This window comes from Methylocystis sp. L43, assembly GCF_015709525.1.
Taxonomy (GTDB): Bacteria; Pseudomonadota; Alphaproteobacteria; order Rhizobiales; family Beijerinckiaceae; genus Methylocystis.
In genome coordinates, this window is the sequence record NZ_JADNRA010000034.1 from 167,374 (window position 1) to 180,103 (window position 12,730).

A 12,730-nucleotide genomic window follows, 5' to 3' on the forward strand; every position below is an offset into this window, starting at 1 on the left:
CCTCACTCTTCGAAATCGAGCACGCGTTCTTTTCCCTTGGTCAACGCTTTGCGCAGCCATGGCGGCGGCACGCCTCTCAACACTTCCTGGAGCTTGTCCAGAAGGTCTGAGATGGCTTCCGGCTGATTGACCTTCATCGGATGAATGTTGTTGGCGACGACGCGCGCCGCGCCAGAGCCGCCGATCGCAGCGACATAAAGAATGGCGCAATTCTTGATCGCGTCGATCTTCGGCGCGAGCTTGTCCTCATTGCCATCTTCCTTGAGATCGCCGTCAAATTGGATGGCCTCGACGAATTCGTGACCTTCCGGTCCGATCTCGTAGATCGCGATGTTCTTGGCCCAGCCGAAATGCGCGTCGACGCGTTTCAAATCCTGGGTTGCGAATGCGACTTTCATAGCGCCTCCTTTTTCGCCCCTAGTGCGAGGTTGCGGCGTGTGACGGGCCGACGCCATCGCGCCAGCTGTCGGGTGTCGGTTCGTGGTTGTCTTCGTGATCGGCCATCAACAGGTTGCTGATGTCAAAGATCAGATCGCGACCGCCGCGATAGCCGACCATCAACTGATGCCCGCCGCCGAGGCGGTCGAACATCGGAATGCCCATGCGAAAGAAGGGGATCTTCAAGCGAGAGGCCGCTTGCCTGCCGTGCGAATGGGTGACCATCAGATCGCAGTCCTTGGCCTTCGCCAAATTTTCAAGGTCTTCAAGATCGCCGATCAGCACCTCTTCGGTCGGCAGTCGTTCGAGCACCGGCGATTGCGTGGTCGTCACCGCGACAAGAAGTTGCGCGCCCATTTCGGTCAGCAGACCGCCGATCTCGTTGAGCAGATCCGGTTCGGCGCCGACCGCGAGTTTGCGCCCGCCAATGTGGAAATGACCGTCCAGCATCGCGTCGACGAGCTGGCCGCGCTGGCGACGATATTTCATCGGCGCCGGGCGGCCGCTGATGTCCGTCAAAAACGACATCAGCGCATCATTGGCCTCAAGCCCACACAGCCGTTCAAAAATCCGGAACGGAACGCCGGTTTTCTTTTGCATGGCTTCGGCGGCGCGCCGCATTTGCGCGCCGATCGCGATCGTCCAGCCGGCCTGACCCATCATCGAAATTTCTTCGACGCCGACGCCGCCGATCGTCGTCGGGGTGAAATCGTCCGGTATGTGGCCGTCGAGCGATCCGGCGAGATCGGGCAGAAAAGTCGGCTCCAAGCCGAAATCCTCGATGATCGTGCGCAATTCATCGAGATCGCCGGGCGTCAAGTGACAGCCTGGCAGCACGTTGATTTTTGTTGGATCGCGGCGCGCGGCGCTCTTTGGCGCCTCGACCATCGTTTCGACGATGCGCGTCACCGTCTTTTCCCAGCCGTCCTGGAAGGCGTCCTTAAAGTCCGGCGTCGACACATAGACGATCGGCAGATTCGCGACCGCCGCATTCTTCTCGCGAATGAGCTTGATGTAGCCGTCGACGTCGTCGCCCTTCGTCTCGGTGACCCCGGTCGAGCAAATGCCGATGATCTCAGGCTTCGTGCGGTTGTAGATGTTGAGCACCGCTTGCTCGACATTGTCGTAGCCGCCGAGGACCGTCGCGACTTCGCTCATCGCGGTCGTCTGCATCGGGATGGCTTCTTTGAAATGCCGCGTGAACAGCACCAAGCCAAAAGACGTGCAGCCCTGCGAGCCATGCAGGAGCGGCATGGCGCCCCGCAGGCCCATGAAGGCCAAGGCCCCGCCAATTGGCTGGCTCATCTTGAGCGGATTGACCGAACAGGCTTTCTTGCTGACGGAGACGATCGCCATTGCGTTACTCCGCCGCGATCGCGTGAGAAGCCGAGACCATCTGCGCGAGAATTTCCTCGATGCGCACGGCGCAGGCGCCGCAGCCGCCAGAGGCGTTCGTCTTCTCGCGCACGCCCTCGACCGTCGAGAGATTGTTCGCGAGGATCGCATCCTCGATCGCGCCGAGTTCGACGCTCTTGCAATTGCAGATCTTTTTCGCGCGGCGAACTTCTTCCGCCTTCACGGGATCGGCGGCGAGCGCCGCCGCCTCGGCTTCCGCCTGCGCCATCGCGCGGCTTTGCCAGTTTTCTCCGGCGTTTTCCCAAGGCGCCGGCTTGCGCACCTGCGCCCAAACGGGATTGTAAAGCGCCTTGTCGATCTCTTCGACGAGCTTCACCATGCCGACATAGCCCATATAGGCGTGATGCCGCTCCTGGTTGATGTCGAGCCAGGGCATCGAGGCTTTCAGCGCGATGAACTGCGAACGGCCGCCCGAGAGCATGATGTCGGCGCGCGCATCCTTGAGCATCTTGTACATCTCGCGCGGCGTCATATCCTCGATCATATGGGCGTCCTGACCCATCAGCTCCTTGATGCGCTCCTTGTCTTCCTTCGTCGACTTCTTGACGGACGTGCCGACAAGTTCGAGACCCGCCTCTTGCAGCGCCGCGACGACCGACCAGGATTTGACGCCGCCGGTGATCAGCAGCACTTTCTTGCCTTCGAAGCGCGGCTTGTATTTGGCGATCGCCGCCCAGGCCTTGGCCTCTTCCCGCGCGATCAGCGCCTCGGTTCGGTCCATCAATTCGGCGGGCGCGCCGCGTTCGATCAGCATGCGCGCGATCTCGCGCAGCGAGTCGCTGCTATCCTCGATGCCGTAAAAGGAGCCCTCGAAGAAGGGAATGCCGTAGCGCTCCTCCATCTTGCGCGCGACATTGATCATCGCCTTGGAGCAAACCATCATCGCGGCCTTGGCGCGATGCGATGAGGCGACCTCCTTATATTTTCCGTCGCCGGAGATGCAGGCCATGATGCGAATGCCGAGCTCGTCGAGCAGCGGCTTCACCTGCCACAATTCTCCGGACAGATTGTATTCGCCGATGATATTGAGGTCGTAGGGCGTCGTATATTCCGGCTCTTCCGTGCCGATCACATGTTGCAGCAGCGCCTCGCCCGCAAGCTTGTTGCCGAGATTTTTCGGCCCCACGAAGCCCGGGGAGTTGATCGGAATGACCGGCTTGTTGAATTTCTCGCGCGCCGCTTTGCACACAGCGTCGATATCGTCGCCGATCATCGCGGGAACGCAGGTCTGATAGACGAAGATCGCGGGCGGATCGTATTTTTCGACGATCTCGCGGATGGATTTGAACAGCCGCTTTTCCCCGCCGAAGACTACATCGGTCTCATTGATATCGGTGGTGAAGCCGGTGCGCCACAGATTGGAGCCGGAGGACTTTGCGCCGCGATTGTCCCAGCTATTGCCCTCGCAGGCGATGGGGCCGTGCACGAGATGGGCGACGTCGGTGAGTGGTTGAAGAGCGATCTTTGCGCCGTCAAAGGCGCAACCGCCGGCCGCGCCGCCGGGCTGCAATTGCTTGGTGCACCCCTTCTTGCGTTCGGCTTCTGACTTGTTCGCGTTCTTGCCGCAGCCTGGCTCGTTGAAAACGTCCTGGATCGTGGCCGAAAGCGAACTCATGCCTCTTCTCCTTCACGTTGCGACAGCATTACTGCGAGCAAGTTGCGGCTCCCGCCGCAAGGGCGGGAGCCGAATCGTCTTAGCGGATGATGTCGAAGCTATAATCGCTCTTCGCCGGAACATTGGTGGTGGCGTCGATCGATTCGAAAATGCGATCGAGCACCCACACCAGAACGTTCAAGCCGCCCTGATAGCCCCACACCGGATAGCGGTGGTGGTGATGGCGATCGAAGATCGGGAAGCCGATGCGGATCAGCGGCGTGCCGGTGTCGCGCTCGAGATATTTCCCGTAGGTATTGCCGATCAGAAAATCCACCGGCTCGGTGAACAGCAGCGAACGCATATGCCAAAGATCTTTGCCGGCATAGACGTGGCAATTCTGGCCGAACGGCGAAGAGTCGAACAGCGCCTGCACCTTTGCCGCCCAGGCCTTGCCGCCATTCGTGGCGAGCACATGCGTCGGTTCGGCGCCAAGCTCCAGCAGGAAGCCGGCGAGGCCGAGGCACAGATCCGGATCGCCGTAGATCGCGAATTTCTTGCCGTGAATGTGGGCGCTTGAATCGGCCACAGCGTCAACAAGACGACCACGCTCGCGCGCCAGCTCTTCAGGGATCGGCTTGCCGGTGATGCGCGACAAGGTCATGAGGAACTTGTCGGTCGCCGAAACGCCAATCGGATGATTGAAGGCGGCGACTTCCTGACCATGCGCGGCGATCAGCGGCAGCGTCTTCTCGGTGCAATATTCCTGCATCGAGATCGTCGCCTTGGCGTTGATCGCATCGGCAGCCTCTTCCAGCGTCGTGCCGCCGTCATACATGCGGAACTCGCCGTCCGTCGGCGTGTCGAAGACTTCGCTGTTGTCGGCGAGGATCGTGTAGTCGATGCCCATCAAGCCGAAGATGCGCTTGACTTCGCGCATATTGCCGACCGTGTAGCCGTCGAAGCCGCCGATGAAGTTGATCTTGTCATTCGGCTTGCGCTCGAGCTTGGCCGTCGTGCCGGCCTTGCCGTCCCAGAAGTGCTCGATGATGCCCTTCAGCGCATTGTCGTAGCCGGTGACGTGGCTGCCGACGAAGGCCGGTGTGTGAGCGAAGGGAACGTCGTATTCCGCCGGAACCGAACCCTTTTCCTTCGAGGTCTTGATGAAGGCGTTCAGATCGTCGCCGATGACTTCCGCCATGCAGGTGGTCGAGACGGCGATCATCTTCGGCTTGTACATGTTGTAGGTGTTGGCAAGGCCGTCGATCATGTTGTTGAGGCCGCCGAACACCGCCGCGTCTTCCGTCATCGACGAGGACACGCAGGAGCTCGGCTCCTTGAAGTGTCTCGACAGATGGCTGCGGTAATAGGCGACGCAGCCCTGCGAGCCATGAACGAAGGGAATCGTTTGCTCGAAACCGACGGCGGCGAAGACCGCGCCGAGCGGCTGGCAGGCCTTGGCCGGATTGACCGTCAACGCCTCACGAGCGAAGTTTTTCTCGCGATATTCGGGGGTCTTGGCCCATTCCCGAACGCGTTCCACCTCAGCCGGATCGCGCGGGTTTTCGAACATCTTCTTCTTGTTCGCCAGCATCTGCTGGTACTCGGGACCTCTGAAGAGGTCAAAATGGTCTAGGACGTGTTCTGCGCTCTGCGGCATGGTCGAACCCTCGCGTCATGCATTTCGGGGAGCCGGCGCGCGCCTTCGCGACGCGCCGGCGCTGATTTATTCCGCGGCCTGGAGCAGCGGCAGTTCCTCGGACTTCCAAGGCGCCTTGGTCATTTTCCAGACCGGCGAGTTGATCGCCATGTCCATGTCCCGCGCGAAGATCGCGAAACCGTCATAGCCATGGTAGGGGCCCGAATAGTCCCAGCTGTGCATCTGGCGGAAAGGCACGCCCATCTTTTGGAAGACGTATTTTTCCTTGATGCCGGAGCCGACGAGATCGGGCTGGATCTTCTCGACGAATTTTTCGAATTCGTAGCCGGTCACGTCGTCGTAGATCAGCGTTCCGTCCTTGACGTAATGCTGGGCGGTGCGCTGATAGTCGTCGTTGTGGCCGAACTCATAGCCCGTGCCGACGACTTCCATGCCGAGGTCTTCGTAAGCGCCGATCACGTGACGCGGGCGGAGGCCGCCGACGAACAGCATGACCGTCTTGCCTTCGAGGCGCGGACGGTATTTGGCGATCACCGCGTCCATCAGGGGCTGATATTTCGCAATGACCTGCTCGGCGCCTTCCTTGATCTTGTCGTCGAAATAGCTGGCGATCTTGCGCAGCGACTCGGCGATCTTGCTCGGGCCGAAGAAGTTATATTCGCACCACGGAATGCCGTACTTCTCTTCCATGTGGCGCGAAATGTAGTTCATCGAACGGTAGCAATGCAGAACGTTCAACTTCGCCTTCGGCGTCGCTTCCAGTTCGGCGAGGCTGCCGTCGCCAGACCATTGCGCGATCACGCGCAGGCCCATTTCTTCGAGCAGGATGCGCGACGACCAGGCGTCGCCGCCGATGTTGTAGTCGCCGATGATGGCGACGTCATAAGGCGTCGGCTCGAAACGCGGCGCGGCGTCGGGAGCGATCTTGTCGAACACCCAATCGCGGATCGCGTCGTTGGCGATGTGATGGCCGAGCGACTGAGAAACGCCGCGGAAGCCCTCGCAACGCACCGGGACGATGGTCTTGCCGTCATATTCCTTCGACTTGGCCTTCGACACCGCTTCGATGTCGTCGCCGATCAGGCCGATCGGGCATTCCGACTGAACGGTGATGCCGTTGTTCAGCGGGAACAGCTCCTGGATCTCGTCCATGATCTTCGCGAGCTTCTTATCGCCGCCGAAGACGATATCCTTCTCTTGGAAGTCGGACGTGAACTGCATCGTCACGAAAGTGTCGATGCCGGTCGTGCCGATGTAATAGTTGCGGCGCGCCGCCCAGGAATATTGGCCGCAGCCCACCGGGCCATGGCTGATGTGGATCATGTCCTTGATCGGACCCCAGACGACGCCCTTCGAGCCGGCGTAAGCGCAGCCGCGAATGGTCATCACGCCCGGGATCGACTTGATGTTCGACTTCACGCCGCAATCCGGCTTGCCTTCCTGATGCACGTTGAGGTGCTTGGCGCGGCGCTTGGCGGTCTTCTCGGGATAAACTTTCAGAACTTCTTCGATGAGCGCTTTGTTGCGGTCCTTGATCTCCGCAACGCTCAATGTGGGCGAAACACTCATTTGATGTCTCCTTTAATGCTTTCTGGATTTCAGCTCGACCTCCCGCGTGCGGGAGGTCGACGCTTATGCGTTGACGGGTTAGGCGATCGCCTGGAGTTCGGCCGCGGTCTTGCCGATCTGGCTCTCGTCGACCGCCTTCATGATGCCGTGCTCCATCAGCATGTCTTCGAGCTCGTCCATCGTGATCGGCGTCGGGATGATGCCCTTGCCCTGGTTGGCGTGGATCTTCACCGCGAGATTGCGGTAATGATTCGCCTGCTCGGACTGCGGCGCATATTCCAGCACCGTCATGCGGCGCAGTTCCGCGTGCTGCACGATATTGTCGCGCGGCACGAAATAGATCAGCGTCGTGCCGAGCTTCTTCGCCAGAGCTTCCGCAAGCTCGAGCTCCTTGTCGGTCTGACGCTCGTTGCAGACCAGACCGCCCAGGCGCACGCCGCCGGAATTGGCGTATTTCAAAATGCCCTTGGAGATGTTGTTGCCGGCATACATGGCCATCATCTCGCCGGACATGACGATGTAGATTTCCTGCGCCTTGTTCTCACGGATCGGCATGGCGAAACCGCCGCAGACCACGTCGCCGAGCACGTCGTAGGACACATAGTCGATGTCTTCGTAAGCGCCGTTTTCCTCGAGGAAGTTGATCGAGGTGATGACGCCGCGGCCCGCGCAGCCGACTCCAGGCTCCGGTCCGCCCGACTCGACGCAACGAATGTTGAGATAGCCGACCTTCATCACCTCTTCGATTTCCAGATCCTCGACGCTGCCTGCATTGGCGGCGAGGCTCAGGATGGTGTCCTGCGCCTTGGCGTGCAGGATGAGGCGCGTCGAGTCAGCCTTCGGATCGCAGCCGACGATCAAAATGCGATGACCCATCTCGGCCAGAGCGGCGAGCGTGTTCTGGGACGTCGTCGACTTGCCGATGCCCCCTTTGCCATAAAATGCGATTTGCCGTAGTGACGACATGTCTGTCTCCTCTTGGGCCCCTACTCATTGCCGCAGCTCTCTCGCGGCGCCTTGCTTCGCTGCCGAGTTAGAGAAGGACTCCCAGTAAGAGGTTCTCTGCGACGGCCCTCGATTCTCTCGAGCCGGTCCCTCTTTCGCAATGTCCATGCCAGCACTTGCGGAGTGCGGCCGTCAAAAGAAACAGTCCTATATTCAGTGAGTTGTGGATGACCGGCGACACGCTGCTCGATGTCAAAAAGCTAACAACCATGTGATGTGGGCGACAAAGTTATTGCCGACGCGGTCGTATCTTTTTGGGCGCTTTTTCGCTGCGTAGCGGCAGTTTTGAAATGTCCGCTTCATTGAGAAAGGCGGCGCGATGCAGAACCTCGAACGTGACGCACGCTCCGCGCTTTCCGGCATGGGGTTGTAGCCCATGGCAGGATCGTTGCTTCCAGAATCGATCCGGCGGGTCGCGCGCTTACGACAAACCGCGGCGGCTTACAGACGCGGTTGGAGCATAAGACACAATGTCAGCAGTCATCCGCCTGCAGGATCGCGGCATTGTTGAAATCGCCGGGGCCGACGCGACGAAATTCTTGCATAATCTCGTCACCAACGACATCGCCAAACTCGCCTCGGGCGAAGCCCGCTTTTGCGCGCTGCTGGCGCCGCAGGGGAAGATATTGGTCGACTTCCTTGTCTTTGCAGAAGGCGAAGGCGAATCGCGCCGCTATTTGCTTGATTGTCCGAGCAGCTTGGAGCCGGATCTCCTGCGCCGCCTCGGCATGTACAAATTGCGCGCAGCGGTGAGCGTCACATCGAAAAGCGACGAACTGGCGGCCTTCGCCGTTCTCGGTGAGGCGCGACCGGAAATTCCTGCGCTGGCGATGGCGTGCGACCCGCGCTCCGAGACGCTCGGCTGGCGGCTGATTGCGCCGCGCGGCGCCCACGCGGAAGACGCCCGCGACGACTATGAAGCCGCGCGGATCGCCGCGGGGGTTCCGCAAGGCGGGGTCGATTTCGCCTATGGCGCCGCATTTCCGCACGAAGCGAACATGGACCTGCTCGCCGGCGTCGACTTTACCAAGGGTTGCTATATCGGCCAGGAAGTGGTCTCACGCACGAAGCATCGCAACCTCGCGCGCAAGCGCGTGACGCCTTACCACGTGGACGGCGAGGCTCCAGCGCCCGGAACTAAAGTCATGGCGGGCGAGATCGAAATCGGCGTGGCGGGCTCACACAGCGGCGACAGGGGCCTCGCGTTGATCCGCCTGGACAGGCTTGCCGACGCTATGGCGGCCGGAACAGTCCTGACTGCGGGCGGCGCGTCTCTGGAATTCGTCGTGGAGCGAGCTGCGAGTTGAAGCCGGTCTAAGGCTGATGCGGCGCGGCCATCCAGATCAATTACGCGCGCTTTCAACCATCGCCTTCACGTCGCAGAGCACGCTTCTCGCGACCTAATTCGCCGTGCGCTCTCTAGCCTGATCGGCGGGGATGTGCGTCAATGGTTGAGCGCCGACGGCAGGCTTGTCACTTCAATGCTTCGCCCGCGAGACGCTCGCGGGCGGCTTCCGCGACGAGCGGATCGCTGTCATTGATCAAATGTCCGATTTCGTCCACGTTCAGTCTGGTCGCGACGTAATGGCGCACACGCCAATCGACGTCATCTCTCAAATCCGACAATTGTTCTGGCGTCATCCTTTGCGCCGCTTCAAGGCGCACTTCGGCGTTCGAATCTCGACACATTCGCCCGAGCCATTGGGCGTCGATCCGTTGCGCGACGATACGCCGGACTTCCACTTCCGGGTCATCGAACATCATCACCAGCAGCGCCGGCGCGACCTTCCGCGCGATCACGATCCGCACGTAATAATCCTCATCCTGCATCATCGGCAGAAGATCGGGATCGTCGAGCAGAGTGGCGACGCGAATGCGCACTTCGCGATGCGGATCATTGCGCAATTCGCACTGATAACGCGCAGGCAAACGGCGCACCGCTTCCCAGCGCACCGTTTCATCGGGATCCGACAATAAGCGCGGCAAGAGAAACGGATTGGCGAATTTCGCCGCGATGGCGCGCACTTCGAAATGGGGATGCGCGAGATAGCCGTCGGCGAGTTCTGGATTCCAATTGAAGAAGCGATCGATGCGCCGCGCATATCGGTCGTGCACGCAGGCTTTGCGCAATTCGCACCGTCCCGCGGCCAACAGATCCCGATGCGCGCAGTTCGCACAATCGATATCCAACCCGCGCCAGTCCCGCGCTTCGTCAATCTCACGCGTCATCGTCAAAGCCGATTCTGTCGAGAACGCCGAGAAGAACCTTGGCGCCGATCTTGTCCGTTGGGTCGAGTTCGAGAAGCTTGGCGATGGCGACCCTGCTTTCCTCGAAAGCGCCAAGGCGCATCTGCAAATAGGCGTAGCCCTTCAACGTAAAGAGAAAGAAGCGCGGCAGAATTTCGTCGTAGCGGTCAAAAACCGCGTCCTGCGCCGAGGCGCGTCGCCAATCCCGTGGCATGTTGTTTTCGCGCGCCGCCTTTTCCAGACAGCGATTGGCGATCTCCAGTGCTTCCCGCAATCTGCCTTTATAAAAGTAAAAGCGATAGAAGCCGATCAGCACCGCGGCATGATCCGGGGCCCATTGCTGGGCCTGGCGTAAGTAACGCTCCGCCGTTTCAGAGTCGGCGTAGGTTTCGCTGGCGAGATGGAGAAATTCTTCGGCCTCCAACGGCAGGCCCTCGCCAAGCAGGGCCCCGGCGAGAAGTTCCTTCTCGTCGGGGCTTAGAGCGGCTTGCTCGCCATTCACCATGACGCGCGCCTTTAATGCACATGCTCCACGACAGGCCCGCCGGCGCTCTTGCACGATCCCGTGTTCTTTGGATCGTGAAAGACCAGCCCCCCGCTTGAAGAGGAATCGGCGAAGTCAATTGTGACGCCATCGAGCAGCAGGCGGCTTTCGGCCGGCAGGAAGAACTTCACGCCTTCGACGACGAATTCCTGATCGCCGGCGCGCGGCGCGGCTTCGACGTCAAACAGCGCGCTGAGCCCAGAGCACCCGCCCGGCGACACCATCAAGCGAAAGCCTCCGCCTGGGTTGGCGCTGAACTGAATCATTCGCCGGATGAATTTTTGTGCGGCCGGCGTAAGCGTAAATTTCATTGCGGCCTCCTCAAGCCGGTGCTTGGTAGCGGGGATAGGCGTTGTCGATCACGCAGGTGTTGTCGACCGGGCAGACCGCCGCGCACTGCGGCGCGTCGAAATGGCCGATGCACTCCGTGCATTTCTTCGGATCGATGACGAATGTGCCGTTCTTCTCGGTGATCGCCACATTCGGGCATTCCGGCTCGCAGGCTGAACAACTCGTGCACTGCGACGCAATGATCTTAAGCGTCATGTGTTGCTCCTTAGCTTCGTTCCTTGACGCGCTTCTTAGGCCGCGTTGATGAGCGCGCCCTGACGGATTTCGGCGTCGCCGCGCTCCTGATGTTCGATTTCGCCGCTGTTCACCTTGTCGAGATAGGCCTTGAACCAGGCGATCGCCGACTTCTCGATGAACTCATGGGCGAATTGATCGACCGGCTCGATCCCGGCTTTGATCAGGTCGTTCTTCGGGCAACCGCCGATTTTCGCGACGAACACCGCATGGCAGTCGTTGATGGCGCGAATGACCGTCTCCAGACTGTCCTCGTCGCCATATCCGCCCTGGCAGTAGAGGTCGACGCGGCGATGTCCGACGAATTTTGCGCCCGAGGTTGAGAGTTCGTAGACCTGGAACTCTTTGGCATGACCGAAATGTTCGTTGATGAGGCCCGAACCCTTCGTCGCCACCGCGATCAGCAACTTGATGTCGCTCGCCGCGCCGGCCAGCGTCGCCAGCTCTTCCTGCTTCGCGGCCACCTTGGCGACGCGCTCTTCTTCGACCTTCTCTTGATAGGCCTTACGGGACTCAAGATCGTAGTCGACCTCCATCGCCATGATCTTTTCAGTGGTGAACTCAGCGCTGCGATCTTCGCCGAGCAGGCCGACCGCGTCGGCGCGGCACTGGCGGCAGTGGCGCATCATATTCATCTCGCCTTCACAGCTGTCCTGCAGCGCCTTCAGCTCTTGCGCCGACGGACCGCGCTGACCGTTGAGGCCGAACACCGTGCCATGCTCCGGAGCCGAGATCAGCGGCATGATATTGTGCAGGAACGCGCCGCGAGATTTGACGGCCTTGTTCACTTCGACGAGGTGCTTGTCATTGATCCCCGGGATCATCACCGAATTCACCTTGCACAGAATGCCGCGCTCGGTGAGCATTTCCAGGCCCTGCAGTTGGCGATCGGTGAGAAGCTTCGCCGCTTCGACGCCGGTGTAGCGCTTATGCTTCCAGAACACCCAGGGATAGATCTTCGCGCCGATTTCCGGATCGACCATGTTGATGGTGATCGTGACGTGATCGACGTTGTAACCAGCGATCGTGTCGACGTGATCCGGCAAGGCCAGGCCATTTGTCGACAGGCAGAGCTTGATATCCGGCGCGGTGCGCGAGATCAGATCGAATGTCTTGAAGGTTTTTTCCGGATTGGCGAGCGGATCGCCCGGGCCGGCGATGCCCAGAACCGTCATTTGCGGAATGGTCGAGGCGACGGCCAAAACTTTCTTCGCGGCCTGTTCCGGGGTCAGCTTCTCGCTGACGACGCCGGGGCGCGATTCATTGGCGCAATCATATTTGCGGTTGCAATAGTTGCACTGGATGTTGCAAGCGGGCGCGACGGCGACATGCATGCGCGCATAATGGTGGTGCGCCTCTTCGCTGTAGCAGGGGTGGTTCTTGACCTTCTCCCAAATCTCCGTCGGCAGGTCGCCCTCTCCGGCGCCCGAACCGCAGCTCGCTTTGCCGCTGCCGCCCGACGTGCCGCAACCCTTGTGCTCGGCGATCTTCTGCATCACGTCGCCCATGGCGACCGCCGCGTTCACCCCTTCAGCTGCCTCCGCCGTTCCAACATCCAGAGACGTCATGGCTTTGCTTCCTTCTGTCGCTGCAAAGTCGTCTGTGCCGACTCTCGGCTGAGACGGAGCGATGCATCAGTTTGTCGGAGGGATCGCAACAACCATGCCAGCGC

The 12,730-nt window shown here is 60.4% G+C and carries 13 protein-coding genes; 1 reads left to right on the plus strand and 12 read right to left on the minus strand.

Features of this window, described 5'->3' with window-relative positions:
* Positions 1–2 precede the first annotated feature (2 nt).
* The 7 genes from nifX to IYX23_RS15520 all read right to left on the minus strand — a co-directional run bounded on the left by nifX (position 3) and on the right by IYX23_RS15520 (position 8,060).
* Positions 3–398: a nitrogen fixation protein NifX gene (gene nifX / locus IYX23_RS15490; RefSeq protein WP_018406761.1), complete on the minus strand. Its 396-nt coding sequence runs from the start codon at positions 396–398 to the stop codon at positions 3–5.
* 19 nt (positions 399–417) lie between these two features.
* Positions 418–1,794, minus strand: coding sequence for a nitrogenase iron-molybdenum cofactor biosynthesis protein NifN (gene nifN, locus IYX23_RS15495; RefSeq protein ID WP_196393595.1), 1,377 nt, complete (start codon positions 1,792–1,794; stop codon positions 418–420).
* Between the two features lie 4 nt (positions 1,795–1,798).
* A complete protein-coding gene (gene nifE / locus IYX23_RS15500; protein ID WP_196393594.1) occupies positions 1,799–3,469 on the minus strand; it encodes a nitrogenase iron-molybdenum cofactor biosynthesis protein NifE in 1,671 nt (556 codons plus the stop codon).
* Between the two features lie 79 nt (positions 3,470–3,548).
* Positions 3,549–5,108 (minus strand): nitrogenase molybdenum-iron protein subunit beta, encoded by a 1,560-nt coding sequence (gene nifK, locus IYX23_RS15505; protein ID WP_026222703.1) that lies wholly within the window; start codon positions 5,106–5,108, stop codon positions 3,549–3,551.
* A 66-nt stretch (positions 5,109–5,174) separates the two neighbouring features.
* Entirely contained in the window at positions 5,175–6,677 is a 1,503-nt protein-coding gene (nifD, locus tag IYX23_RS15510; protein WP_196393593.1) for a nitrogenase molybdenum-iron protein alpha chain, read from the minus strand.
* Between the two features lie 78 nt (positions 6,678–6,755).
* The gene (nifH, locus tag IYX23_RS15515) at positions 6,756–7,643 is read right to left on the minus strand and encodes a nitrogenase iron protein (RefSeq protein ID WP_018406756.1); all 888 of its coding nucleotides are present in this window, start codon (positions 7,641–7,643) and stop codon (positions 6,756–6,758) included.
* 231 nt (positions 7,644–7,874) lie between these two features.
* Positions 7,875–8,060, minus strand: coding sequence for a hypothetical protein (locus IYX23_RS15520; protein ID WP_196393591.1), 186 nt, complete (start codon positions 8,058–8,060; stop codon positions 7,875–7,877).
* Between the two features lie 92 nt (positions 8,061–8,152).
* Here IYX23_RS15520 and IYX23_RS15525 point away from each other — a divergent pair, with 92 nt between their 5' ends.
* On the plus strand, positions 8,153–8,989 hold the full coding sequence (locus tag IYX23_RS15525) for a folate-binding protein YgfZ (protein WP_196393590.1): 837 nt from the start codon (positions 8,153–8,155) through the stop codon (positions 8,987–8,989).
* 166 nt (positions 8,990–9,155) lie between these two features.
* On the opposite strand, the gene IYX23_RS15530 is transcribed toward IYX23_RS15525, so the two are convergent.
* The 5 genes from IYX23_RS15530 to nifB are packed head-to-tail and all read right to left on the minus strand — an operon-like array spanning position 9,156 to position 12,566.
* Positions 9,156–9,911 (minus strand): 4Fe4S-binding leucine-rich repeat protein, encoded by a 756-nt coding sequence (locus tag IYX23_RS15530; RefSeq protein WP_196393589.1) that lies wholly within the window; start codon positions 9,909–9,911, stop codon positions 9,156–9,158.
* On the minus strand, positions 9,901–10,434 hold the full coding sequence (locus IYX23_RS15535; protein WP_196393588.1) for a tetratricopeptide repeat protein: 534 nt from the start codon (positions 10,432–10,434) through the stop codon (positions 9,901–9,903). Before IYX23_RS15535 ends, IYX23_RS15530 begins: the two co-directional genes overlap by 11 nt.
* Before the next feature lie 11 nt (positions 10,435–10,445).
* Positions 10,446–10,784, minus strand: a complete 339-nt coding sequence (locus tag IYX23_RS15540; protein ID WP_196393587.1) for an iron-sulfur cluster assembly accessory protein — start codon at positions 10,782–10,784, stop codon at positions 10,446–10,448.
* Between the two features lie 10 nt (positions 10,785–10,794).
* Entirely contained in the window at positions 10,795–11,019 is a 225-nt protein-coding gene (locus IYX23_RS20660; protein ID WP_014892097.1) for a 4Fe-4S binding protein, read from the minus strand.
* A 35-nt stretch (positions 11,020–11,054) separates the two neighbouring features.
* Positions 11,055–12,566, minus strand: coding sequence for a nitrogenase cofactor biosynthesis protein NifB (gene nifB / locus IYX23_RS15550; protein WP_123177378.1), 1,512 nt, complete (start codon positions 12,564–12,566; stop codon positions 11,055–11,057).
* Positions 12,567–12,730 lie beyond the last annotated feature (164 nt).

Coding starts and splice junctions, on each gene's coding strand:
- IYX23_RS15530 (WP_196393589.1), bottom strand. CDS start 9,911: ATGACGCGTGAGATTGACGAAGCGCGGGACTGGCGCGGGTTGGATATC.
- nifX (WP_018406761.1), bottom strand. CDS start 398: ATGAAAGTCGCATTCGCAACCCAGGATTTGAAACGCGTCGACGCGCAT.
- nifK (WP_026222703.1), bottom strand. CDS start 5,108: ATGCCGCAGAGCGCAGAACACGTCCTAGACCATTTTGACCTCTTCAGA.
- nifD (WP_196393593.1), bottom strand. CDS start 6,677: ATGAGTGTTTCGCCCACATTGAGCGTTGCGGAGATCAAGGACCGCAAC.
- IYX23_RS20660 (WP_014892097.1), bottom strand. CDS start 11,019: ATGACGCTTAAGATCATTGCGTCGCAGTGCACGAGTTGTTCAGCCTGC.
- IYX23_RS15535 (WP_196393588.1), bottom strand. CDS start 10,434: ATGGTGAATGGCGAGCAAGCCGCTCTAAGCCCCGACGAGAAGGAACTT.
- nifN (WP_196393595.1), bottom strand. CDS start 1,794: ATGGCGATCGTCTCCGTCAGCAAGAAAGCCTGTTCGGTCAATCCGCTC.
- IYX23_RS15540 (WP_196393587.1), bottom strand. CDS start 10,784: ATGAAATTTACGCTTACGCCGGCCGCACAAAAATTCATCCGGCGAATG.
- IYX23_RS15525 (WP_196393590.1), top strand. CDS start 8,153: ATGTCAGCAGTCATCCGCCTGCAGGATCGCGGCATTGTTGAAATCGCC.
- nifH (WP_018406756.1), bottom strand. CDS start 7,643: ATGTCGTCACTACGGCAAATCGCATTTTATGGCAAAGGGGGCATCGGC.
- IYX23_RS15520 (WP_196393591.1), bottom strand. CDS start 8,060: ATGGGCTACAACCCCATGCCGGAAAGCGCGGAGCGTGCGTCACGTTCG.
- nifB (WP_123177378.1), bottom strand. CDS start 12,566: ATGGGCGACGTGATGCAGAAGATCGCCGAGCACAAGGGTTGCGGCACG.
- nifE (WP_196393594.1), bottom strand. CDS start 3,469: ATGAGTTCGCTTTCGGCCACGATCCAGGACGTTTTCAACGAGCCAGGC.